22 protein-coding genes are annotated in these 21,647 nt (G+C 68.8%); 11 read left to right on the top strand and 11 right to left on the bottom strand.

Annotated elements, in window-relative coordinates:
* Positions 1 to 44: 44 nt before the first annotated feature.
* Positions 45 to 1,307: a DUF819 family protein gene (locus CSC65_RS08800; protein ID WP_162410185.1), complete on the top strand. Its 1,263-nt coding sequence runs from the start codon at positions 45 to 47 to the stop codon at positions 1,305 to 1,307.
* Between the two features lie 228 nt (positions 1,308 to 1,535).
* On the opposite strand, the gene CSC65_RS08795 is transcribed toward CSC65_RS08800, so the two are convergent.
* The 8 genes from CSC65_RS08795 to CSC65_RS08760 form a co-directional block, all read right to left on the bottom strand.
* Positions 1,536 to 1,760: a YbdD/YjiX family protein gene (locus CSC65_RS08795; RefSeq protein WP_162410184.1), complete on the bottom strand. Its 225-nt coding sequence runs from the start codon at positions 1,758 to 1,760 to the stop codon at positions 1,536 to 1,538.
* A 6-nt stretch (positions 1,761 to 1,766) separates the two neighbouring features.
* Positions 1,767 to 3,854 carry a carbon starvation CstA family protein gene (locus CSC65_RS08790; protein ID WP_162410183.1) on the bottom strand — a complete coding sequence of 696 codons (2,088 nt, stop codon included), beginning with the start codon at positions 3,852 to 3,854 and terminating at the stop codon, positions 1,767 to 1,769.
* 161 nt (positions 3,855 to 4,015) lie between these two features.
* Positions 4,016 to 5,026 carry a magnesium and cobalt transport protein CorA gene (locus CSC65_RS08785; RefSeq protein WP_162410182.1) on the bottom strand — a complete coding sequence of 337 codons (1,011 nt, stop codon included), beginning with the start codon at positions 5,024 to 5,026 and terminating at the stop codon, positions 4,016 to 4,018.
* 45 nt (positions 5,027 to 5,071) lie between these two features.
* A complete protein-coding gene (locus tag CSC65_RS08780; RefSeq protein ID WP_162410181.1) occupies positions 5,072 to 6,283 on the bottom strand; it encodes a lipoprotein N-acyltransferase Lnb domain-containing protein in 1,212 nt (403 codons plus the stop codon).
* Positions 6,283 to 7,164 carry a CorC family transporter gene (locus CSC65_RS08775; protein ID WP_162410180.1) on the bottom strand — a complete coding sequence of 294 codons (882 nt, stop codon included), beginning with the start codon at positions 7,162 to 7,164 and terminating at the stop codon, positions 6,283 to 6,285. Before CSC65_RS08775 ends, CSC65_RS08780 begins: the two co-directional genes overlap by 1 nt.
* A 58-nt stretch (positions 7,165 to 7,222) precedes the next feature.
* On the bottom strand, positions 7,223 to 7,852 hold the full coding sequence (locus CSC65_RS08770; protein WP_162410179.1) for a hypothetical protein: 630 nt from the start codon (positions 7,850 to 7,852) through the stop codon (positions 7,223 to 7,225).
* 7 nt (positions 7,853 to 7,859) lie between these two features.
* On the bottom strand, positions 7,860 to 8,330 hold the full coding sequence (gene ybeY / locus CSC65_RS08765) for an rRNA maturation RNase YbeY (RefSeq protein ID WP_162410178.1): 471 nt from the start codon (positions 8,328 to 8,330) through the stop codon (positions 7,860 to 7,862).
* Between the two features lie 40 nt (positions 8,331 to 8,370).
* Positions 8,371 to 9,354, bottom strand: a complete 984-nt coding sequence (locus CSC65_RS08760; protein ID WP_162410177.1) for a PhoH family protein — start codon at positions 9,352 to 9,354, stop codon at positions 8,371 to 8,373.
* Between the two features lie 135 nt (positions 9,355 to 9,489).
* On the opposite strand from CSC65_RS08760, the gene CSC65_RS08755 reads away from it, so the two are divergent.
* From CSC65_RS08755 to CSC65_RS08740, 4 genes are read left to right on the top strand one after another with little or no spacing between them, the layout of a single operon-like run.
* Complete coding sequence (locus CSC65_RS08755) at positions 9,490 to 10,194, top strand: TetR/AcrR family transcriptional regulator (protein WP_238390329.1); 705 nt, start codon at positions 9,490 to 9,492, stop codon at positions 10,192 to 10,194.
* Positions 10,181 to 11,158, top strand: coding sequence for an HlyD family secretion protein (locus CSC65_RS08750; RefSeq protein ID WP_425501332.1), 978 nt, complete (start codon positions 10,181 to 10,183; stop codon positions 11,156 to 11,158). The genes CSC65_RS08755 and CSC65_RS08750 overlap by 14 nt, the downstream gene beginning before the upstream one ends.
* A gap of 52 nt (positions 11,159 to 11,210) precedes the next feature.
* On the top strand, positions 11,211 to 12,137 hold the full coding sequence (locus tag CSC65_RS08745; RefSeq protein WP_162410254.1) for an ABC transporter ATP-binding protein: 927 nt from the start codon (positions 11,211 to 11,213) through the stop codon (positions 12,135 to 12,137).
* On the top strand, positions 12,134 to 13,240 hold the full coding sequence (locus CSC65_RS08740; RefSeq protein WP_162410174.1) for an ABC transporter permease: 1,107 nt from the start codon (positions 12,134 to 12,136) through the stop codon (positions 13,238 to 13,240). Before CSC65_RS08745 ends, CSC65_RS08740 begins: the two co-directional genes overlap by 4 nt.
* Positions 13,241 to 13,347: 107 nt before the next feature.
* Here the strand turns inward: CSC65_RS08740 and miaB are convergent, their stop codons facing one another.
* A complete protein-coding gene (gene miaB, locus CSC65_RS08735; RefSeq protein WP_162410253.1) occupies positions 13,348 to 14,811 on the bottom strand; it encodes a tRNA (N6-isopentenyl adenosine(37)-C2)-methylthiotransferase MiaB in 1,464 nt (487 codons plus the stop codon).
* A 151-nt stretch (positions 14,812 to 14,962) separates the two neighbouring features.
* Here miaB and CSC65_RS08730 point away from each other — a divergent pair, with 151 nt between their 5' ends.
* The 6 genes from CSC65_RS08730 (at position 14,963) to CSC65_RS08705 (ending at position 19,973) form a co-directional block, all read left to right on the top strand.
* Positions 14,963 to 15,886 carry a lytic transglycosylase domain-containing protein gene (locus CSC65_RS08730; RefSeq protein WP_162410173.1) on the top strand — a complete coding sequence of 308 codons (924 nt, stop codon included), beginning with the start codon at positions 14,963 to 14,965 and terminating at the stop codon, positions 15,884 to 15,886.
* Between the two features lie 148 nt (positions 15,887 to 16,034).
* Complete coding sequence (petA, locus tag CSC65_RS08725) at positions 16,035 to 16,652, top strand: ubiquinol-cytochrome c reductase iron-sulfur subunit (protein WP_162410172.1); 618 nt, start codon at positions 16,035 to 16,037, stop codon at positions 16,650 to 16,652.
* 3 nt (positions 16,653 to 16,655) lie between these two features.
* Positions 16,656 to 17,915 (top strand): cytochrome b, encoded by a 1,260-nt coding sequence (locus CSC65_RS08720; RefSeq protein WP_162410171.1) that lies wholly within the window; start codon positions 16,656 to 16,658, stop codon positions 17,913 to 17,915.
* A complete protein-coding gene (locus tag CSC65_RS08715; RefSeq protein ID WP_162410170.1) occupies positions 17,908 to 18,651 on the top strand; it encodes a cytochrome c1 in 744 nt (247 codons plus the stop codon). Before CSC65_RS08720 ends, CSC65_RS08715 begins: the two co-directional genes overlap by 8 nt.
* 167 nt (positions 18,652 to 18,818) lie before the next feature.
* Positions 18,819 to 19,454 carry a glutathione S-transferase N-terminal domain-containing protein gene (locus tag CSC65_RS08710; RefSeq protein WP_162410169.1) on the top strand — a complete coding sequence of 212 codons (636 nt, stop codon included), beginning with the start codon at positions 18,819 to 18,821 and terminating at the stop codon, positions 19,452 to 19,454.
* 51 nt (positions 19,455 to 19,505) lie between these two features.
* The gene (locus CSC65_RS08705) at positions 19,506 to 19,973 is read left to right on the top strand and encodes a ClpXP protease specificity-enhancing factor (protein WP_162410168.1); all 468 of its coding nucleotides are present in this window, start codon (positions 19,506 to 19,508) and stop codon (positions 19,971 to 19,973) included.
* A gap of 27 nt (positions 19,974 to 20,000) precedes the next feature.
* Here CSC65_RS08705 and CSC65_RS08700 read toward each other — a convergent pair whose 3' ends face one another.
* The gene (locus CSC65_RS08700; protein ID WP_162410167.1) at positions 20,001 to 20,342 is read right to left on the bottom strand and encodes a DUF3301 domain-containing protein; all 342 of its coding nucleotides are present in this window, start codon (positions 20,340 to 20,342) and stop codon (positions 20,001 to 20,003) included.
* A gap of 83 nt (positions 20,343 to 20,425) precedes the next feature.
* Positions 20,426 to 21,565, bottom strand: coding sequence for a DUF2272 domain-containing protein (locus CSC65_RS08695; protein WP_425501331.1), 1,140 nt, complete (start codon positions 21,563 to 21,565; stop codon positions 20,426 to 20,428).
* Between the last annotated feature and the right edge of the window lie 82 nt (positions 21,566 to 21,647).

Below are 21,647 nucleotides of genomic sequence, written 5' to 3'. Positions count from 1 at the left end.
TTTCCGCGGGCAGGCGTCCGCACCGGCAACAGGAGACGTCGCCGATGGCGATCGAAGCCACCGAACCGTCCACCGCGCTGATCCAGAACGACATCGTCCTGTTCGGCCTGATCGCCGCCACGCTGGGCCTGATCTTCTGGCTTGCCAGCGGACCCACGCCCTTCTGGAAGAAGTTCTTCACCTGGGTGCCGGCGCTGCTGCTGTGCTATTTCATCCCGGGCATCTACAACAGCGTCGGCCTGATCGACGGCAACGCCAGCAGGCTCTACAACCCGGTCGCCAGCCGCGTGCTGCTGCCCGCCGCGCTGGTCCTGCTGACGATGACCATCGACCTCAAGGGCGTGCTCCGGCTGGGGCCGAAGCTGCTGGCGATGTATGTCGGGGCCTCGCTCAGCATCATGCTCGGCGCCTTCGTCGCGTTCTGGGTGATGGACCTGGTCCATCCGGAGACCGTGGCCGGCGATACCTGGGGCGGCATGGCCGCGCTGGCCGGCAGCTGGATCGGTGGCGGCGCCAACATGCTGGCGATGAAGGAGATCTTCGCCGTCGACGAAACCACGTTCGGCCAGTTCGTGGTGGTGGACGTCGGCGTCGGCTATGTGTGGATGGCGGTGCTGATCTTCCTGGCCAACCGCGCCTCGGCGATCGATGCGCGCACCGGCGCCGACACGCGCGCCATCGAGGAACTCCAGGAGCGGCTGGCCAGCTACCAGAAGCAGCACGAGCGGGTGACCTCGCTGACCGACCTGATGGTGATCTCCGGCATCGCCTTCGGCGCGGTCGGCCTGTCGCACGCCATCGCCGGCCCGGCTTCGTCGTGGTTCGCGCAGAACGCGCCGTGGTCCAGGCAGGTCAGCCTGCATGAGCCGTTCGTGTGGGTGGTGGTGCTGTCCACGTTCATCGGCCTGGCGCTGAGCCTGACCCGCGCCCGTGCGCTTGATGGTGCCGGTGCCTCGAAGGTCGGCTCGCTGTTCCTCTACATCCTGATCGCCTGCATCGGCATGCAGATGGATATCGGATCGCTGGCCGACAAGCCCTGGCTGCTGGCCCTGGGCTTCATCTGGATCGCCGTGCACATCGTGCTGCTGGCGGGCCTGGCCAAGCTGCTGCGCGTGCCGTTCTTCTATTTCGCGATGGGTTCGCAGAGCAACATCGGCGGACCGGCCTCGGCGCCGGTGGTGGCATCGGTGTTCCATCCCTCGCTGGCGCCGGTCGGCGCCTTGCTCGGGGCGCTGGGCTATGCGACCGGCACGGTGGCCGCGTACATCGTTGGCGTGGTGCTGAGGTCGATGGCCGGGCAGGGCTGAGAGCAGCCCTCGCCGCTACCCCGGCTTACGAAGCCAGGCACGCTCCGTCGCATCGGTTTTCCGTCGAGCGGGGCTTGCCCCGCTGCTCCCGGTCGCACGCGCAAGAAGCACCAGGGCGAGCCCCGCTGTACGAGAGCCATGCGGGAACGCCGGGCAACGCCGCTCCACAAAGAGAAAGGGCGAAGCCATCGGCTTCGCCCTTCGCGTTTCCACTTCCGATCGCGCCCTTCAGCAGCAGCGGAATCCCGAGCGCCCGCCGAAGCGGGCCTCCTGGCGCTCCCTGAAGAACGTCTTGTAGTCCATCGGTTCGCGGTCCGGATGCTTTTCAAGCACGTGCCGGACGTAGTTGTCGTAGTCCGGTACGCCGCAGCACAACCGCGCGGTCTGGACCAGCCTCCGCCACACACGCTTGTGCGTGGCGAAGTGTTCCAGCGGAACGAGCTGGTTGCCCATGGCGGCTTACAGCCAGGCCTTGACCTGCTCGTCGCTGAGGGCGACGAACGGGGTCTCGCGGTCGGTGCGCTGGGTGGTCCGGCGCGCCTTGGCGATGGCGCGGACCGCGTACACCAGCACGCTGGCCACCACGAACAGGAACAGCACGGTCAGCGCGGTGTTGACGTAGCTGTTGATCACCACCTGGTTCATCTGGCCCACGGTCTTGGCCGTGCCCAGCAGCTGGCCGTCGGCGATCGCCTGCTGGTACTTGCGGGCCTGGGCGACGAAGCCGATCGCCGGGTTGCTGTCGAAGATCTTGATCAGGCCGGCATAGGTGGTGCAGATCAGCAGCCAGATGGTCGGCACGATCGTGACCCACGCGTAGCGGTCGCGCTTCATCTTGAACAGCACCACGGTGCACAGCATCAGCGCGATGCCCGCCAGCATCTGGTTGGCGATGCCGAACAGCGGCCACAGGGTGTTGATGCCGCCCAGCGGATCGACCACGCCCTGGTAGAGGAAGTAGCCCCACAATGCGACGCAGCCGGCGGTGCCGATCACGTTGGCGCTCCACGATTCGGTGCGGCGCAGCGCCGGCACGAAGCTGCCCAGCAGGTCCTGCAGCATGAAGCGGCCCGCGCGGGTGCCCGCGTCGACTGCGGTCAGGATGAACAGCGCCTCGAACAGGATCGCGAAGTGGTACCAGAACGCCATCATCGCATCGCCGCCGGGCAGGGCGTCGTGCAGGATCACCGCGATGCCGACCGCCAGCGTCGGTGCGCCGCCGGCGCGCGAGATGATCGTGTGCTCGCCGATGTCCTTGGCGGTCTGGGTCAGTACCTCGGGTGTCACCACAAAGCCCCAGCTGCTGACCTTGGCGGCCACGTCGACCACGTCGGTGCCGATCGCCGCGGCGGGGCTGTTCATCGCGAAGTACACGCCCGGCTCGATGATCGAGGCCGCAACCAGCGCCATGATCGCCACGAACGATTCCATCAGCATGCCGCCGTAGCCGATGTAGCGCGCGTGGGTCTCGTTGGCCAGCAGCTTCGGGGTCGTGCCCGAGGCGATCAGCGCGTGGAAGCCCGATACCGCGCCACAGGCGATGGTGATGAACAGGAACGGGAACAGTCCGCCCTTCCACACCGGGCCGTCGCCGGTGCTGGCGAACTGGGTCAGCGCCGGCATCTTCAGCGAGGTGACTTCCGGGCTGGCTATCACTATCCCGATCGCCAGCGCCACGATCACGCCGATCTTGAGGAAGGTCGACAGGTAGTCGCGCGGCGCCAGCAGCAGCCATACCGGCAGCACCGCGGCGACAAATCCATAACCGATCAGCATCCAGGTGATCTGGGTGCCGGTGAAGGTGAAGGCCGGGCCCCAGGTCGGGTGCGCGCCGACCTTGCCGCCGAACCAGATCGCCAGCAGCAGGAGGACGATGCCGACCACCGAGATCTCGCCGATCTTGCCGGGCCGGATGTAGCGCATGTAGATGCCCATGAAGATCGCGATGGGCATCGTCGCGATCACGGTGAACATGCCCCACGGGCTCTCGGCCAGTGCCTTCACCACGATCATCGCCAGCACGGCCAGGATGATGATCATGATCAGGAACGCGCCGAACAGCGCGATGGTGCCGGCCACCGGCCCCATCTCCTCGCGGACCAGGTCACCCAGCGAGCGGCCGTCGCGGCGGCTGGAGATGAACAGGACCATGAAGTCCTGCACCGCACCGGCCAGGACCACGCCGGCGATCAGCCAGAGCATGCCCGGCAGGTAGCCCATCTGCGCGGCCAGCACCGGGCCGACCAGCGGGCCGGCGCCGGCGATCGCGGCGAAATGGTGGCCGAACAGCACGTGCTTGTTGGTTGGCACATAGTCCAGGCCATCGTTGTGGATGTGCGCGGGCGTGGACCGGCGCGGGTCGAGCCCCATCACGTTGGTGGCGATGTACAGGCTGTAGTAGCGGTAGGCGACCAGGTAGATCGAAACCGCGGCGACCACGATCCACAACGCGCTGATCTGTTCGCCCTGGCGCAGCGCCACGGTGCCCAGGCAGAACGCGCCAAGCAGTGCGAGCGCGGCCCAGCCGACGTGCGAGAGTGTTTTCATGGGAGCCTTCACTACGGGTCAGGTGACCGGACAAGGGTCGTCCCGTGGGCCGCGCAGGTCAATGCGCAGTGCGGTCGATCCGCTAAGACTTTCGTCGCATGTGCGAACGCAGCATCGGGTGCGGCGTGAATGCAGTCACGTTCATGTCCGCGCGAGCGTATTCACAGCCAGCGCGCGCGCTTGAACAGGCGGTAGAGGCCGATGCAGATTCCCGCCACCACCACGATCAGGAGCGGGTAGGCCCACCGGGGATCGAGCTCGGGCATGTGCGCGAAGTTCATCCCGTACCAGCTGGTCACCAGCGTGGGCGCGGCGAGCAGGGCTGCCCAGGCGCCCAGGCGCTTCACCGTTTCGCCCTGCGCCAGGGTGACCAGCGACAGGTTCACGCTCAACGCGGTGCCGAGCATGTCGCGCATGGTGTCGATCGTGTCGTTGATGCGCAGCACGTGGTCGTGCACGTCGCGCAGGTAGACGCGCACTTCCTCGCGGATCAGCAGTCCCTGGGCCACCTGGCTGCGCATCACCTGCGCCAGGACGTCCTGCAGCGGCGAGACCGCCACGCGCATGTAGGTGAGGTCGCGCTTGAGGTCGTACAGGCGCACGACGATGGCGCGCCGGTAGGTGTCGGAGAAGATGTCGCGTTCAAGGGTGTGCAGGGTGTCGCGGTGCTCGTCGACGATCGGCGCGTAGTTGTCCACGATCAGGTCGAGCACGGCGTAAAGGCCCATCGCCGGTCCCAGCGTGAGCAGTTCCGGTTCGCGCTCCATGCGGCTGCGCGCCGGCGCGTAGGAAAGCGAGCCGCCATGGCGCACGGTCAACAGGAAGCGCGCACCGAGGAAGGCGTGGGTCTCGCCGTAACGGATCTGGCCCTCGACCATCTGTGCGGTATGCACCGCAAGGAACAGCGTGTCGCCATAGGCCTCGACCTTCGGCCGCTGGTGCGCGTTGCGCGCGTCCTCCACCGCCAGCGGGTGCAGGCCGAGTTCCTGCTGGAGTTGCAGCAGCACCGCGTCGGCGGGTTCGTAGAGGCCGACCCAGGCGAAGCCCGGGGCCCCTTCCGCCAGCTTCTCGCTGAGCTGGTCCAGCGGCAGGTCCTGGCGGCGCCCTTCGCCGTCGTACCAGACGCAATTGACGACGCAGGCGGGATTGACGGTATGTGCGGCTGTATCCATGCGCCGCATCCTGCGCTGCGCTGGCGCAACCGGCAAGGCCGGTCCTTACCGCGCAGGCCGTGCGGTCGTGCGGGCCAGCGCCAAGGCCAACGCCACGTGCACCGGCAGCAGCAGCGCGATCCACGGCAGGTTGTACTGCGGCTGCAGGCTCAGCCATTGCAGTACCCAGCCCAGTGCCGCGATCGCGGCGACGGTCCACAGCAGCGGCTGGAACATGCGTCCGGGCACGCGCCTGCGCAGCAGGGCGATGGCCCCCGGCAGCAGCAACAGGCACAGCGGGTTGAGCAGGAACAGGTTGCGGTTGGCCCATCCGGCCTGGTGCGCGGTGGAGGACCAGAGGAAAGCCAGCAGCAGCCCGGCCAGGCCGCTCAGCAGCCACAGCGGAAGCGCGAAGGCGGCCAGCGCGCGCGGGCGCCGGCGCGCGGCGCCGATACCGGCTGCGCAGGCCAGGCCGGCAAGGAGCCAGGGCCACCAGCGGCGCGGCGCGTCGAGCGGTTCGGGTGCGATCCGGTGCGGCAGCAGTTCGTCCTCGGCCTGCACCAGCGGTCGTCCCGCGCTGTTGCGTGCCTCGCGCAGGCTGTCAGCCAGCCGCATCGGCACGAAGGCTTCTTCCCATCGCGACAGCGGGCGGTCGGCGTACGGCCCCAGGCCCACGTCGAAGCCCAGCCACATCCAGGGCGCCGGTCGTGCCAGCCGCACCGCTTCACTGCGATAGGTGTTGCCGCGCGAGCGACCGGCCAGTTGCGACTGCAGCGCGCCGCCCATCGCCGTGTCCAGCATGTCGCGGACCTGGGTGGCGCAGTTGGCGGTGAAATAGTCGTAGCGGTAGCGGGAATTCTCGGGCCTGGCGCGTTCGGCCAGGGCGGCGGAAAGCGCATGGGCCTGTGCCGGCTCCAGGTCCAGCCACTGGATCCGCACCCCGCGTCCCGCCTCGCGGTACTGGGCCAGGTCCTGCATGGCCGGCATCGCCACCAGGTGGTACATCATCTCGCCACGGATGAAGCGCGACAGGAAATCCGGCTCGGACGGGTCGAAGAAGCCGAAGTTGTAGGAGGTGGCGGCGCCGGTATCGGGATCGACGACGACGATGGCGTCATGGCCGAAGCGTTCGAAGAACACTTCGCCCGGCTGCATCGTCATCACCCCGATCCGCGGTGCGGTCGCGGCGTCGCTGGCGAACGCCCAGCCCGGCAGCAGCACCAGCAGGCAGGCGAGGATCACGGCCGGCCATCGCAGCCGGCGTTGCCGGAGGCCCATCAGTCCCCGTCCTGCGGGTCCAGCGCCAGCACCGCGACCTGGAAGGCGCGCACCCGGCGTGCGTCGGCGCGGATCACCCGGAATTCGAAGCGGTCCAGGGTCAGCTCCTCGCCGACCTCGGGCAGGTGCCCGATCGCCTCGGTGACCAGTCCGCCGATGGTGTCGTACTCGTCGTCCGGGAACGAGGCGCCGAAGCGTTCGTTGAAATCGCCGATCGGGGTCAGCGCGTCGACCACGTACTGGCCGTCGGCCTGCGCGGCGATCAGCGCGCTGGCGTCCTCGGCATCGTCGTGCTCGTCGTCGATCTTGCCGACGATCTGCTCGAGCACGTCCTCGATGGTGACCAGCCCGGCCACGCCGCCGTATTCGTCCACGACGATCGCCATGTGGTTGCGCGACAGCCGGAATTCCTTCAGCAGCAGGTTGAGCTTCTTGGATTCGGGGATCAGCACCGCCGGACGCAGCAGCGAATGGATGTCGCCGGGTCCGTTGTCGGCGACCACGCCGCGCAGCAGGTCCTTGGCCAGGAGGATGCCGAGGATCTCGTCGCGATCCTCGCCGTGCACCGGGAAGCGCGAGTGGCCCGATTCGACCACCTGCTTCATCAGGTCCAGGAAGCGCGCATGGGCCGGCAGCGAGACCATCTGCGACCGCGACACCATCACGTCGCCCACGGTGAGCTGGGAGACGGACAGGGCGCCTTCCATCATGCGCAGCGTATCGGCGTCGATCAGGCCATCGGCCTGCGCATCGCGCATGATCGCGACGAGCTCTTCGCGCGTGTCGGGTTCGCTGGAGAAGGCGGAACTGATCCGCTCCAGCCAGGAGCGCCGTCGTTCGTGCGACTCCGGCGCGGTGCGACTACTGTCGTCTTCGGACATTCGGGGGAAATGGCGCGTGTAAGAAGCGGGCGCCCGGCGATCCGGGCGTGCGGGAAGTCTAGCGCGGTTGGGCAGTGGCGGGCGAGGCGGTGGCCGGCGCGACCGGGTCGGACACGGCCGGTTCGGCCGGTTCTGGCGCGTCGAGGCTGTAGCTGCAGCCGGCCAGGGTCTTGCCCGGGTGCGAATCGACGTTGGAGACGTTGATGATCGCCGACTCGATCCAGCCCGTGGTCCCGTCCGGACCCGTCACCTCGCTGGCACGCGCCTCGCGGCCGAAGATCGCCTTCTCCGGGGTGTCCACCCCGGTTTCCAGCTGGAGTTCGCGTGCCAGCGTGCGCGGGTCGGCCAGGTCCAACACCGCGACCACGCCGTCGCCGGCGAAGGCGATGTGGTCGCTTTGCCGGCCGAAGACGGTCACCGGCGCATTCAGGCGGTACTCGACCATGAACGGATTGGTCTGCGGCTGCGGACGCCAGCCCAGCGCAACGGCGCGAAGCGGGTCGCGCAGCACCGGCACGTAGGCCATGAAGCCTTCGTAGCCCGAGCGGCATTCAAGCAGGGCCGACAACTCCGGAAGCGCATTGTCCGAAGCAGCGCCGGAATCCTGCGCCAGCGCCGCCAGGGGGGGCAGGGCAAGCAGGAGCAGGGCGGCGCGCGTGTTGTGGCGAGGCGGGCGGGTGCACGGCATGGACAGGTCATTCCTCCGCATAGGGGTCGGGCAGGCCGAGGCCGGCCAGGATCTCGCGTTCGAGCTGTTCCATCGATTCGGCTTCCTTGTCGTCCTCGTGGTCCCAGCCGAGCAGGTGCAGCACGCCGTGCACGGTCAGGTGCGCGTAGTGCGCCACGACCGGTTTGCGCTGCTCCTTGGCCTCGCGCGCCACCACCGGCGCGCAAATGACCAGGTCGCCCAGCAATGGCAGTTTCACGCCTTCGGGCAGCTCGGCCGGGAAGCTGAGCACGTTGGTGGCGTAGTCCTTGCCGCGGTAATGCCGGTTGAGCGCGCGTCCTTCACGTGCATCGACGATGCGGATCGCCAGGTCGGCCTCGCGGATCCGGCTCTTGAGCGCGGCCGCGACCCACTTGCGGAAGCTCACCGCGGACGGCACGCCGGCGCGCGGCGCCGCATAGCTGACCGAGACGTCCAGTCGCACCGGGCCGCGGGTCATGGCCTGCCCCGCAGCGTGTGCGCGGTCGATGCGTGCGTGCTCATGCCGGCCCGGTCTCCCTGTCCTGCGCGTCGCGGCGGTCGTATGCATTGACGATCTTCGCCACCAGCGGGTGGCGGACCACGTCGCGCGCCTCGAAGAAGGTGAAGCTCACGCCTTCGACGTCGCGCAGCACGTCGATCGCGTCGCGCAGGCCCGACTTCACGTGCTTGGGCAGGTCGACCTGGGTCATGTCGCCGGTGACCACCGCGGTGGAGCCGTAGCCCAGCCGGGTCAGGAACATCTTCATCTGTTCGATGGTGGTGTTCTGCGCCTCGTCCAGGATCACGAACGCGTCGTTGAGCGTGCGACCGCGCATGTAGGCCAGCGGGGCGATCTCGATGACGTTCTTCTCCAGCAGCTTGACCACCTTCTCCACGCCGAGCATCTCGTAGAGCGCGTCGTACAGCGGGCGCAGGTAGGGGTCGACCTTCTGGCTCAGGTCGCCGGGCAGGAAGCCGAGCTTCTCGCCGGCTTCCACCGCCGGGCGCACCAGGATCAGGCGCTGCACCCGCGATTCGTTGAGCGCGTCCACGGCCATGGCCACGGCCAGGAACGTCTTGCCGGTGCCGGCCGGGCCGATGCCGAAGTTGATGTCGTGGGTGGCGATGGCGTGCAGGTAGCGCGCCTGGTTGGCACCGCGGCCGCGGATGGTGCCGCGGCGGACCTTCACCGCGACCTCCTGCGGCTGGTAGCCCTCGTCGTCGAGCTGGTCGACGTTGGCCTCGTTCAGGCGCAGGTGGATGGCATGGCTGTCGAACGTGGTCTCGGCCGATTCGGCATACAGCGCACGCAGCAGGTGTTCGGCGCTGGTCGCTGCCTCGTCGTCGCCCTTGATGCGGAACACGTTGCCGCGATTGGCGATCTCCACGCCCAGGCGCAGTTCGATCTGGCGCAGGTGCTGGTCGAACGGGCCGGCCAGGTTGGCCAGGCGTTCGGTGTCGGCGGGCTCGAGCAGGAAATCGCGTTGTGCAGAGGCAGGCATGGGGCGCACGCGGGGGCCGTGCGGATGTCGGAAGTCAGGATCGGAGAGGTTAGCGCGATGTCCGGCGCGGGTCCAAACGCCGGCGCTGGACTGCGGTGGCTTGCAATTAATTAATCACGGGGTTAAATACGGGCCGTGACCGACCCGGTGCGCCCCGCTTCCCGCAGGAAACCCGTTGCCAGCACGGCGCCGCCGCGCCGGGGCCGCGGACGCCCCGGCGCGGACGCCCCCGACCTGCGACCACGCCTGCTCGATGCCGCGCTGGCCTGCTACGGCAGCCACGGCATCGCTGCCGCGTCCCTGCGCGACATCGCCCGGCACGCGGGGGTGACGCCGGCATTGCTGCACTACTACTTCGGCGACCGCGCCCAGCTGCTGGACGCGGTAGTGGCCGAGCGCCTGCTGCCGGCGATCGCACCGCTGCGCGAATCGATCCAGCGCGCCGACGGCGGCGCCGCCGCGCTGGTGGCGGCATTCATCGACGGCATCGCCGAGGTGATCGCGCGCAATCCCTGGTTGCCGGCGCTGTGGGTCCGCGAGGTGGTCAGCGAAGGCGGCGGCCTGCGCGACCTGCTCACCGAGCGCATCGCACCGCCGATCGCGCAGCTGATGGCGGGGCGCTTCGCGCTCGCGCAGGCGCGGGGCGAGCTCAATCCAGACCTGGACCCGCGCCTGCTGATGGTCTCGCTGATCGGCTTGACGATGTTTCCCGCAGCCGGTGCGCCGATCTGGCGGCGGCTGTTCGATGCGCAGGAGCTGGGAATGGATGACGTGCGTCGGCATGCACGGGTGCTGCTCGAGCGTGGACTGGAGCTGGAGGATCGACATGGGAATGCGTAACGCTCGACGGCGACTGGTGCCGGGCGCGGTGCTGGGGTTCTCTTCGTTCCTGGCCGGATGCGCAGCCCCGTCGCCACAGGCGCTGGGCACGCTGGAATGGGACCGCATCACCCTGCCTGCGCCGGTGGCCGAGCGGATCGTCGAAGTCCAGGTGCGCGAGGGCCAGGCGGTCGAGGCAGGCGATGTCCTGCTGCGACTGGATCCGGTGCGCACCCAGGCCCAGCTCGAGGTCGCACGGGCCCAGGCGCGGCAGAGCGGCGAGGCGCTGGCCGAACTGCAGGCGGGACCGCGCAGCGAAGCGATCGCGCGCGCGCGCGCCGACCTGGTGGCGGTGCAGGCGCACGCGGAAGACGCCAGCACCTACTACGCGCGCCTGCGACCACTGGGGCAGCGGCAGCTGGTGGCCGCCGCGGCGGTCGACCGCGCGCGCGCCGATGCGGACAACGCGCAGGCGCAGGTCGCTGCCGCGCGCGAAGCGCTGCTCGAACTCGAACGCGGCACCCGCGAGGAGCAGGTAGCCCAGGGCGAGGCCGCGCTGGCGGCGGCCCGGGCCCACGAAGCCGACCTGGCCGCACTGCTGGAGAAGCTCGAAGTGACCGCGCCACGGGCGGGCCATCTGGACACCCTGCCGTACCGGCTCGGTGACCAGGCTCCGGTGGGCGCTCCGCTGGCCGTACTGCTCGTGGGCGACGCTCCGCACGCACGCATCTACGTGCCCGAGCCGCTGCGCGCACGGGTGAAGGTGGGGGACGCGGTGCGCGTGCACGTGGAGGGCGGCCAGCCGGCCGACTACGCCGGCCGCGTGCGCATGATCCGCAGCGAGCCGGTGTTCACCCCCTACTACGCGCTCACCGGTCGCGACGCGGCGCGCCTGAGCTACCTGGCCGAAGTCTCGCTCGAAGCCGATGCGGCCGGCCTGCCCGCCGGCCTGCCTGCCCGGGTCGAGTTCGATGCATCCCCCTGAGCACGCCGCGCGTGCGGCGATCGTGGCCGATGAGCCGGGCGATGGCATAGCGATCCGCGCGCGCGGCATGACCAAGCGCTTCGGTGCCCTGGTCGCGGTCGACCATGTCGACCTGCAGGTGCCGCGGCGCGCCGTCTACGGTTTCCTCGGCCCCAACGGTTCGGGCAAGTCCACCGCCATCCGCATGCTGTGCGGATTGCTCACTCCCAGCGAAGGCGAGATCGAAGTGCTCGGGCTGCGCATTCCAGAACAGGCCGAGGCGCTGCGCAGCCGGATCGGCTACATGACCCAGAAGTTCTCGCTGTTCGAGGACCTGAGCGTGCGCGAGAACCTGGAATTCCTCGCCGCCGTGCAGGACCTGCCCAGGGCCAGGGCGCGCCGGCGCATCGACGAGCTGATCGGGCAGTACCGTTTCGGCGACCGGCAGAACCAGCTGGCGGGCACGATGAGCGGCGGGCAGAAGCAGCGCCTCGCGCTGGCGGGCGCGGTGATCCACGAGCCCGAGTTCCTGTTCCTGGACGAGCCCACCAGCGCGGTCGACCCCGAATCGCGGCGCGACTTCTGGGAGAAGCTGTTCGAGCTGGCCGACGCCGGGACCACGCTGCTGGTCTCGACCCACTACATGGACGAAGCCGAACGCTGCCACCGGCTGGCCATCCTCGACCACGGCGCCCTGGTGGCGGACGGCTCGCCGGACGAACTGACCGGCGCCCTGGCGGGCCGCACGCTGCTGGTCGAGGCGCCCGAACCGCGCCGCGCCAAGCAGGCGCTGTCGGACGTGCCTGGCGTGGTCAGCGTCGCCCAGATCGGCAACAGCTTGCGCGTCCTGCTGGATGGTGGCGATGACGTTCGGGCCCGCGTGGAGGAGGCGCTGCACGCGGCACGCCTGCCGGCGCAGGTGGAAACGAGCGTGCCGAGCCTGGAGGATGTCTTCGTTGCGGCCACGCGCGCGCGCGCGCCTGCCGGGGAGGCGGCATGAGCGGGCGCCGCCTGTGGGCGGTGATGTTCAAGGAGCTGCGGCAGATGCGGCGCGACCGCATCACCCTGGCGATGATCGTCGCGATTCCCGTGATGCAGCTGCTGCTGTTCGGCTATGCGATCAACACCAACCTGCGCGACCTGCCGGCGGGCATCGTCGACCAGGCCAACACCGCTGCATCGCGCGCGCTGGTGATGGACATGGTCGCCACCACCGTGGTCAGGCCGGTGCGCTTCAAGCAAAGTCCGCAGCAGCTGATGGATGCCATCCGCCGCGGCGAGATCGGCATCGGCATCGTGGTTCCGCCCGACTTCGAGCGACGCCGCGCCGAAGGGCGCGAGCAGGTGCAGGTGCTGGTCGATGGCAGCGACAACGCGATGCAGGGCGCCGCCGTGCAGCTGGCGCAGGTGCCGGTCCAGGATGCAACCGGTACCGCGTCGCCGGCCACCCGCATGCTCGCCGCACAGCCGATCAGCGTGGTCGCGTTCTTCAATCCGGAGCGGCGCTCGGCGGTGAACATCGTGCCCGGCCTGATCGGCGTGATCCTCACCATGACCATGGTCCTGTTCACCGGCGTGTCCATCGTCCGTGAGCGCGAGCGGGGCAACATGGAGCTGCTGATCGTCACGCCGGTCAGCCGCACCGAGCTGATGGCGGGCAAGGTGCTGCCCTACATCGTGATCGGCCTGGTCCAGACCACGCTGGTACTGCTGCTCGGGGTGTGGCTGTTCCAGGTGCCGGTCAATGGCAGCGTGATGCATGTCTACGTGGCGGCGATGCTGCTGATCGTGGCGAACCTGGCCCTGGGCCTGCTGATCTCGACCCAGGCGAAGTCGCAGTTCCAGGCGATGCAGATCACGTTCTTCGTCTTCCTGCCTTCGATCCTGCTGTCGGGATTCATGTTCCCGTTCGCAGGCATGCCGCAGGTCGTGCAGTGGATCGCCGAGCTGTTGCCGCTGACCCATTTCCTGCGCCTGGTGCGCGGCATCATGCTGCGCGGCGCCAGCCTGTGGGAACTGTGGCCGGACGTGCTGGCGCTGGTCGCCTTCACCACGGTGATGATGTCCGCGGCGATCCTGCGTTTCCGCAAGCGGCTCGATTGAGCGGCGCGGCAACGTAACCGCCGTCTTGAGCGGGGCTGGCCCCGCTGCTGTTGGAGCTGGCGAGGACAGCGGGGCAATGGGGCGAGCCCGCTCGACGGACGGCGGTGTCAGGCCGGATCGGCCTCGTCGCGGGTGGATATCCGGCCACGCAGCGAGTTGGTCAACGCACCGGTGACCAGCACGTCCACGAATTGCCCCACCAGGCGCGGGTGTCCGGGAAAGTTCACCGGGCGCATGTTCTCGGTCTTGCCGGTCAGCTCGTCCGGATTCTTCTTCGACGGACCTTCGACCAGCACCGTCTGTACCGTGCCGACCATCCGCTGCGAGATGCCGGCCGCATGCCCGTTGATGTGCGCCTGCAATCGCTCCAGGCGCGCATGCTTGACCGCATCAGGCGTGTCGTCCTCGAGGTCGGCCGCCGGGGTGCCGGGTCGGCGCGAATAGATGAAGGAGAACGACTGGTCGAAGCCCACGTCCTCGATCAGTTTCATGGTCTTGTCGAAATCCGCGTCGGTTTCGCCTGGAAAGCCGACGATGAAGTCCGACGAGATCGAGATGTCCGGACGCACCGCGCGCAGCTTGCGGATCTTCTGCTTGAACTCCAGTGCCGTGTAGCCGCGCTTCATCGCCGACAGCACCCGGTCGCTGCCGGCCTGAACGGGCAGGTGCAGGTAGTTGGCCAGCTGCGGCACGTCTCGATACGCCTCCACCAGCGAGTCGGAGAACTCCAGCGGATGCGAGGTGGTGAAGCGGATCCGGCCGATGCCTTCGATCTGGGCGATGGTGCGGATCAGCAGGCCGAGGTCGGCGACTTCGGCGCCATCACCGTCTTCTTCCATGGGGCCGCGATAGGCGTTGACGTTCTGGCCCAGCAGGTTGATCTCGCGCACGCCCTGCGCGGCCAGCTGCGCCACCTCGACCAGCACGTCCTCGAACGGCCGGCTGACCTCGGTGCCGCGGGTGTAGGGCACCACGCAGAACGAGCAGTACTTGGAGCAGCCTTCCATGATCGAGACGAACGCGCTCGGTCCTTCCGCGCGCGGCTCGGGCAGGCGGTCGAACTTCTCGATCTCCGGGAAGCTGATGTCGACCTGCGGCCGGTTCTGTTCGCGGCGGGCGCGGATCAGCTCGGGCAGGCGGTGCAGGGTCTGTGGGCCGAATACCAGGTCCACATAGGGGGCGCGCTTGACGATGGCTTCGCCTTCCTGCGAGGCCACGCAGCCGCCCACGCCGATGATCACCTCGCGGCCGTTGCCCTTCAGGGCCTTCCAGCGGCCGAGCTGGCTGAACACCTTCTCCTGCGCCTTCTCCCGGATCGAGCAGGTGTTGACCAGGACGACGTCGGCCTCGGCCGGGTCGTCGGTCAACTCCAGGCCCTCGTGCTCGGCAAGCACGTCGGCCATCTTGGCCGAGTCGTACTCGTTCATCTGGCAGCCGTGGGTCTTGATGAAGAGCTTGCCGCGCGCGCCGCCCGGAATGGCGCGCGGCGCGGCGCCCGGCAGCGGGAGCAGGGTGGCGGGGGCGGTTGGCGCGATGGCGGCGTCCGGACGGGCGTCCGGCGAGGCTTTCATCCCGGTCATGGCGGTTAATCCAGGCGGGCAGGGCTGCGCATTGTAACGGCGCCGATCGCCCGCTGGCGTCCGATCCGCGACGCCGGCCACGTTTTTCCGCTTGTCGGACAATGGGTTGGCAATGGTCCGGGAAGCCGGGATACTCCGCGCCATGAAGGGGATGTTGGGGAAAGTGGGCGCCTTGCTGCTGGCGCTGGTCGCCGTGCCGGCCAGTGCCGGCACGCTGTACCGCTGCGTCGGTGCCGACGGCGTGTCCAGCTACGTCAGCAAGCGTATCCCCGGCGCCCAATGCAAGGTCTTCAGCCAGTACACGCCGGATCGGCGGCGGGCGTACCGGCCTGCGGCAACGCCCGCTCCCGCACCGGCCGCGAGCCTGGCGTCGGCCCCGGTGGCCGGCGCGATGCCGGCCACTGCGGTCATGACTCCCGCATCGCACCGCTCCGACGCCATCGTGCCGGCCGCGCTGCCAGCGCCGGGGGGCGCCACGCCGCAGCGTCGGGTCAGCGGGCAGGTCTATTCCTACATGAAGGACGGCGTGCGCCACTTCAGCAGCCGCCCGCCGGGGCGCGGAGCTGGAGCGGCCCAGGTCCGCACGATCGCCTACAGCTACATCGAGACCTGCTACGCCTGCGCAGTCAATCCGGGGGTCAGCTTCGCCACGGTGCGCCTGAACACCAGCGCCTACCAGGCCGAGATCGCTGCCGCGGCGCGCGAGTTCGGGGTGGAAGAGGCGGTCGTGCGCGCGGTCATCCATGCCGAGTCGGCCTACAACCCGCTGGCGCTTTCGCACGCCGGCGCGCAGGGACTGATGCAGCTGATGCCGCCGACCGCGCGCCGGTTCGGGGTGGTCGACAGCTACGACGCGACCCAGAACATCCGCGGCGGGGTGCAGTACCTGGCCTGGCTGCTCAAGCGGTTCAACGGCGACCTGACCCTGGCGGCGGCTGGCTACAACGCCGGCGAGGGTGCGGTGGACCGTCACAAGGGCGTGCCGCCCTACAGCGAGACCCAGCGGTATGTACAGCGGGTCGGGATACTGGCCGAGCGCTACCGCGGCGTGCAGGCGGCGCGCTGATGTGCAGCCCCGAGCAGCGTCGCCATTGTCGGCCTGTTAAGGCTTCCGTTACACTTCCCCGTCTTTTGCGGCTGGACCGCCTGGTAACGGGTGGTTTCCGTGCCGCAGGCAGCCAACGCTACCAGTAGAAAGATTTTCGGAGTGCCGGATGGCCAACGATGAGGTCCACCAGCCCGTTAACACGGGCCGACGCCGGTTCCTGACCGCGACCACCGCAGTGGTTGGCGCCGTCGGAGCAGGTTTCGCCGCAGTACCGTTCATCAAGTCGTGGAACCCCAGTGCCCGTGCCCGGCTTGCCGGCGCGCCTGTGACCGCCGACATCAGTGCCCTGCAGGAAGGCCAGCGCCTGATCCTGGAGTGGCGCGGCCAGCCGATCTGGATCGTCAAGCGCTCCAAGGCGATCCTCGAGGCCTTGCCGACCCTGGACGGCCACCTGCGCGACCCCGAGTCGAATAACGCGGACCAGCAGCCGGCCTACGTGCTGGCCGCGAACCGGGAACTGCGCTCGCTCAAGCCCGAGATCTCGGTCCTGGTCGGCCTGTGCACCCACCTGGGCTGCTCGCCGGAAATGGCCGCCGAGATCCGTCCCGAGCCGTTCGATCCGGAATGGAAGGGCGGTTACTTCTGCCCCTGCCACAAGTCGAAGTTCGACATGGCCGGGCGTGTGTTCCAGGGTGTGCCGGCGCCGACCAACCTGGTCGTGCCGCCGCACTACTACGCCGACGACAACACGATTGTCGTGGGCGTCGATCCGCAGGGGGCGTAAGCGATGTCGAACATCTTCACCCGCACCGCCACCGGTGTGATGGACTGGGTCGACGCGCGCGCGCCGGCGCTGGCGCCGATGTACCGGAAGCACATGTCCGAGTACTACGCGCCCAAGAACTTCAACATCTGGTACATCTTCGGCGTGCTGTCGATGGTGGTCCTGGTCAACCAGATCGTGACCGGCATCTTCCTGACGATGCACTACAAGCCGAGCGCGGCGGAAGCCTTCGCCTCGGTCGAATACATCATGCGCGACGTGGAGTGGGGCTGGCTGATCCGCTACATGCACAGCACCGGCGCCTCGCTGTTCTTCATCGTCGTCTACCTGCACATGTTCCGCGGCCTGATGTACGGCTCGTACCAGAAGCCGCGCGAGCTGGTGTGGATCCTGGGCATGCTTATCTACCTGGTCCTGATGGCCGAGGCCTTCATGGGCTACGTGCTGCCGTGGGGCCAGATGTCGTTCTGGGGCGCCAAGGTGATCATCTCGCTGTTCGGCGCGGTGCCGGTGATCGGCAGCGGCCTGACCGAGTGGATCATGGGCGACTACCTGCCCTCCGACGCCACCCTGGGCCGCTTCTTCGCCCTGCACGTCATCGCCCTGCCGCTGGTCCTGCTGCTGCTGGTCGTCCTGCACCTGGGCGCGCTGCACGAAGTGGGTTCCAACAACCCGGATGGCGTGGAGATCAAGAAGGGGCCGAAGGGCAACCGCTGGTCGCCGACCGCGCCGGCCGACGGCGTGCCGTTCCACCCGTACTACACGGTGAAGGACACGTTCTACGTGTTCGCGATGCTGATCATCGCCGCCTTCATCATCTTCTTCGCCCCCGCCTTTGGCGGCTGGTTCCTCGAGCACGACAACTTCACCGAGGCCAACCGCCTGGTGACGCCCGAGCACATCAAGCCGGTGTGGTACTACACCCCGTTCTACGCGATGTTGCGCGTAGTGCCGGACAAGCTGGGCGGCGTGCTGGTGATGTTCGGCGCGATCGTGGTCCTGTTCTTCCTGCCCTGGCTGGACCGGGCCAAGGTCAAGTCGTACCGCTATCGCGGCAAGCTGTCCTGGACGCTGCTGCTGGCCTTCGCCTTCACCTTCGTGTGGCTGGGCAAGATCGGCGCTGGTCCGGGCACCGATCCGGTGGAGACGATCATCGGTCGCTTCCTGACCGCCTATTACTTCCTTTTCTTCCTGACCATGCCGCTGTGGACCAAGCTGGACAAGACCAAGCCGGTGCCGGAACGGGTGACGACGCATGACTAAGAAGTGGATTGCCCTGCTGGCCTCGGCCGCCGCCGGACTGCTGTTCTCCGCCGCCGCGATGGCCGCCGCCGGAGGCCCCGTGCAGCAGGCGGGGAACGACCTGTCTGATCGTGCTTCGCTCCAGCGCGGCGCGGCGCTGTACATGAACTACTGCTCCAGCTGCCACTCGCTGAAGTTCCTGCGCTATTCGCGCATGGCCGAGGACCTGGGGCTGACCGAAGAAGAAGTGATGGGCAACCTGAACTTCACCGGCGCCAAGTTCGGCGAGCAGATCCAGGTCACCATGCACAACGCCGACGGCACCGCCTGGTTCGGCAAGATGCCGCCGGACCTGAGCCTGATCTCGCGTGTCCGTGGCAGCAACTGGATCTACACCTACCTCAAGTCCTTCTACCTGGACGAGTCGCGTCCGCTGGGCTGGAACAACCAGCTGTTCCCGAACGCCTCGATGCCCAACCCGCTGTGGGAGCTGCAGGGCCTGCAGCATGCCGAGTTCGGCGAACCCGACGCGGCCGGCACCCGGCATCCGGAGCGGCTGGTGGTCGCCGGGACCGGGCGGCTGTCGGCGGTCGAGTTCGACCAGACCGTGCGCGACATCACCAATTTCCTCGAGTACGCCGGCGAACCGGCCGCGCTGAAGCGGCAGGCGCTGGGGGTCTGGGTGATCCTGTTCCTGGTGCTGTTGACCTTCCTGGGCTACCTGCTCAAGCAGGAGTACTGGACGGACGTCCACTGACACGACGCGCCCGGACGGGCGCGTGCGTGCGTGATGCCGGGGCCGGGTTCATCCCGGCCTTGCGCTTTTCCGGCGCACCCCGGCACACTCGGGGGAATGTGGCGACTGCCGGCGAGGGGCCTGGCGGCGTCGATGCGGTCGGCGGAGTCCGGCCGTCGGAGGCCTAGATGGCAGCGAGCGTGCGCATGCGCAATACCCTGACGTTGTTCTCCTCCGTCGATGACGTGCTCTGTCATCGCGTGCGCCTGGTCCTGGCGGCCAAGGGCGTCAGCTACGACCTGGTCCCCGTGGACGCGCAGAATCCGCCCGAGGACCTGATCCACCTCAATCCGTACCACTCGGTGCCGACCCTGGTCGAGCGCGAGCTGGTGCTCTACGCCGCCTCCGTGGTGAGCGAATACCTGGACGAGCGCTACCCGCATCCGCCACTGATGCCGGTCGATCCGCTTTCCCGCGCGCGCCTGCGCCTGGCGATGCTGCGCATCGAGCACGACTGGGTCCCGCAGGTGCAGGCGATCCAGCTCGGCAACAAGCAGCAGGCCGAGGCCGGACGCAAGCGCCTGAAGGAACTCCTGACCGAGTCGTTGCCGTTGTTCAAGGCCAGCAAGTTCTTCCTCAATCCGGAAATGAGCCTGGCCGACTGCGCGATGGCGCCGATCATCTGGCGCCTCAATGCGCTGGACGTGCCGTTGCCCAAGGACGGCAAGGCCATCGAGGACTACGGCAACCGGATCTTCCGCAATCCCGGTTTCCTGCGCAGCCTGACCGACCAGGAAAGGAAACTGCGCGACATGCCGGCCTGACCGGCGGCCATGGCGTCGGCAATACCCGCCATGGCGGCGTAGACTGACCGCATGAGTGACGACGCGACGCCCATGACCAGCTACCGCCCGTACCTGCTGCGGGCGCTGACCGAGTGGATCAACGACAACGGCATGACCCCGCACATCCTCGTGGATGCGGGGATGCCCGGCGTGCGCGTGCCGCCGGGCACGGTGCGCGAGGGCAGGGTCGTGCTCAACATCGCCGACCGCGCGGTGGTCGGGCTGCAGATGGACAACGAGTGGATCGGTTTCACCGCGCGTTTCGGCGGCGTCAGCCAGCCGGTGCACGTGCCGATCGGCGCGGTGCTGGCGGTCTATGCGCGCGAGACGGGGCAGGGCATGGTCCTGCCCGAGGAAGCCGCGGGTGGGGCACATGCGCACGGCGACGAGGAAGGGACGGAAACCGGAGGCCCCGACACCGAGGGCCCCGACACGCCGCCCGATGGGCCGGCCAATCCGTCACCGGGCAAGCGCCCGCACCTGCGCGTGGTGAAGTAACCCGGAGCGGCTTTTGCCGGCGCCGGGTCAGTCGTTGCGCGTGCGGTCGAACGGAATCACCCGCGAGCCCGCGGAAGGACCCACGAACGACACCAGGCGATCGCCGCGCAGCACGAGCCGGCCGACCATTCGTTCGACCCCGTCGTGCGAATAGTCGAAACGGAAGCTACGCTCCAGCCCCAGCCAGCCGTCCTCGCGCCGGTACGGACGGACGCCGGAGGCCTGCACGCTCTGGTCCAGCCACTGCACGTCCGCCGCGATGCAGGCGTCGCGCCCGAGCGATTCGGCGCGTTCGGCCGCCGCGCGCGCGGCGTTCCACCAGGCGAACACGGCGGCGCCGGCGATCATGAGCAGGATGACGGTGGGCATGCGCGCATCGTAGCGGAAGTGGTTGTGCGCGCACCCGCGTCCGGGTGGAACGCTGTCCTGCCGCGCCTGTACGCAAGAGCTCGCTAGTGCGCCGGCTCGGGGGTGTTGTGCGCCGGTGCCGGCGGCGCGGCAGGCGCGGCCATCGGCGCCCCTGCAAGCGACAGGATCCCACCCAGCTGCGCCTGCGGTTTGAGCTTGAGCAGCACCGCCCAATCGCGCCGGTTGAAGCTGCACGCCGCGGCGTTTCCCGGACGGCAGGCGGCGGCGTTGATCGGGGTGGCCGAATCCTCCGCCTCCGCTGCGCCGGCGGACACGGCGGGGATGGCGGCATGTGATGGCGTCGCACCCGATGCCGGTTGTGCCGCGGCGGCTGCCTGCACCGGGCCCGCGTCCGGCGCACCGGCCTGCGCGCCGGGAACGCCGGCCATGGCCTGGCCCAGCGCGGCCGGGTCCAGCCGTCCGCTGCGATCCAGCGGCAGCTTGCGCATCACCACCGAATTGAGCACGTTGCCGCCGATCAGGTAGAGGGTGCGGTCCCCGCCGACATTGGCGGCGACCACGATCTCGCAGTGCGAACGGGTCGGCAGCCGGCCTTGCCCGGACAGCGCCGCGCGCAGCCCGGCCGGACCCAGGCCCTCGTCGTCGGCGCGCAGGAAGCACAGCATGTCGCCCGGCACGGCCTTGCCGGTGAACGGATCCGCGAACAGGTAGGGGCTGGTTTCCGGATTGCGCCAGGCGCGGGCGATGTAATCCAGGTGGCGCGGTGATCCGATGAAACCCGGGAGCGGTGCCCGCCCCATCACCCAGGAAATGAAAGCGGCCGACCAGGGATTGTCGACGAGGAAGGCGCGGCAGTCGTTGTCGACTTCGCGGCCGCCGCCCGGATACATGCAGCTGGCCGCGCCGGCCGTGCCGCCGGCGGCCATCGACGACAGGGTGCCGCTCTCGCGCCAGTACTGCGCCACGCGTTGCCAGGCGGGCGTGACCTCGTCGAAAAGAGGCGCACGCTCGGCTTCGGTCACGCCCAGCGAGGCCAGCCGGCCGTCGGCCTCGATGAAGGGGCGCAGCCACATCCGGTGTTCCTGGCAGGCGGTACGCACGATCGCCGTGGCGGTCGCTTCGACCCCGAAGCGTGGCGGCACGTCGCAGACCTCGACGCCGTTGGCCATCGCGGTTCCCGGCAGCATCAATGCCGCCAGCAGCAGGCAACGGATAGGGCGCATGGGCATGTCCTTTCCCCGGGGTTGGATCGAGCTTAGCCGGCGCCGGTGGATGCGGCGTGCAGGGCGGGTCGGCGTCTCTCCG

Origin of the sequence: Pseudoxanthomonas daejeonensis (assembly GCF_010093205.1) — a bacterium.
In the GTDB taxonomy this organism is placed as follows: domain Bacteria; phylum Pseudomonadota; class Gammaproteobacteria; order Xanthomonadales; family Xanthomonadaceae; genus Pseudoxanthomonas; species Pseudoxanthomonas daejeonensis.
The sequence above is the reverse complement of the archived record's forward strand: the minus strand, read 5'-3'. Positions and strand labels throughout refer to the sequence as shown.

What these genes read in the sequence shown, in the direction of transcription:
- CSC65_RS08695 (WP_425501331.1), bottom strand. Translation starts at nt 21,565, where the DNA reads ATGCGCCCTATCCGTTGCCTGCTGCTGGCGGCATTGATGCTGCCGGGA.
- CSC65_RS08760 (WP_162410177.1), bottom strand. Translation starts at nt 9,354, where the DNA reads ATGCCTGCCTCTGCACAACGCGATTTCCTGCTCGAGCCCGCCGACACC.
- miaB (WP_162410253.1), bottom strand. Translation starts at nt 14,811, where the DNA reads ATGAAAGCCTCGCCGGACGCCCGTCCGGACGCCGCCATCGCGCCAACC.
- CSC65_RS08775 (WP_162410180.1), bottom strand. Translation starts at nt 7,164, where the DNA reads ATGTCCGAAGACGACAGTAGTCGCACCGCGCCGGAGTCGCACGAACGA.
- CSC65_RS08710 (WP_162410169.1), top strand. Translation starts at nt 18,819, where the DNA reads ATGGCAGCGAGCGTGCGCATGCGCAATACCCTGACGTTGTTCTCCTCC.
- CSC65_RS08700 (WP_162410167.1), bottom strand. Translation starts at nt 20,342, where the DNA reads ATGCCCACCGTCATCCTGCTCATGATCGCCGGCGCCGCCGTGTTCGCC.
- CSC65_RS08780 (WP_162410181.1), bottom strand. Translation starts at nt 6,283, where the DNA reads ATGGGCCTCCGGCAACGCCGGCTGCGATGGCCGGCCGTGATCCTCGCC.
- CSC65_RS08740 (WP_162410174.1), top strand. Translation starts at nt 12,134, where the DNA reads ATGAGCGGGCGCCGCCTGTGGGCGGTGATGTTCAAGGAGCTGCGGCAG.
- ybeY (WP_162410178.1), bottom strand. Translation starts at nt 8,330, where the DNA reads ATGACCCGCGGCCCGGTGCGACTGGACGTCTCGGTCAGCTATGCGGCG.
- petA (WP_162410172.1), top strand. Translation starts at nt 16,035, where the DNA reads ATGGCCAACGATGAGGTCCACCAGCCCGTTAACACGGGCCGACGCCGG.
- CSC65_RS08800 (WP_162410185.1), top strand. Translation starts at nt 45, where the DNA reads ATGGCGATCGAAGCCACCGAACCGTCCACCGCGCTGATCCAGAACGAC.
- CSC65_RS08730 (WP_162410173.1), top strand. Translation starts at nt 14,963, where the DNA reads ATGAAGGGGATGTTGGGGAAAGTGGGCGCCTTGCTGCTGGCGCTGGTC.
- CSC65_RS08720 (WP_162410171.1), top strand. Translation starts at nt 16,656, where the DNA reads ATGTCGAACATCTTCACCCGCACCGCCACCGGTGTGATGGACTGGGTC.
- CSC65_RS08750 (WP_425501332.1), top strand. Translation starts at nt 10,181, where the DNA reads ATGGGAATGCGTAACGCTCGACGGCGACTGGTGCCGGGCGCGGTGCTG.
- CSC65_RS08715 (WP_162410170.1), top strand. Translation starts at nt 17,908, where the DNA reads ATGACTAAGAAGTGGATTGCCCTGCTGGCCTCGGCCGCCGCCGGACTG.
- CSC65_RS08795 (WP_162410184.1), bottom strand. Translation starts at nt 1,760, where the DNA reads ATGGGCAACCAGCTCGTTCCGCTGGAACACTTCGCCACGCACAAGCGT.
- CSC65_RS08770 (WP_162410179.1), bottom strand. Translation starts at nt 7,852, where the DNA reads ATGCCGTGCACCCGCCCGCCTCGCCACAACACGCGCGCCGCCCTGCTC.
- CSC65_RS08790 (WP_162410183.1), bottom strand. Translation starts at nt 3,854, where the DNA reads ATGAAAACACTCTCGCACGTCGGCTGGGCCGCGCTCGCACTGCTTGGC.
- CSC65_RS08785 (WP_162410182.1), bottom strand. Translation starts at nt 5,026, where the DNA reads ATGGATACAGCCGCACATACCGTCAATCCCGCCTGCGTCGTCAATTGC.
- CSC65_RS08705 (WP_162410168.1), top strand. Translation starts at nt 19,506, where the DNA reads ATGAGTGACGACGCGACGCCCATGACCAGCTACCGCCCGTACCTGCTG.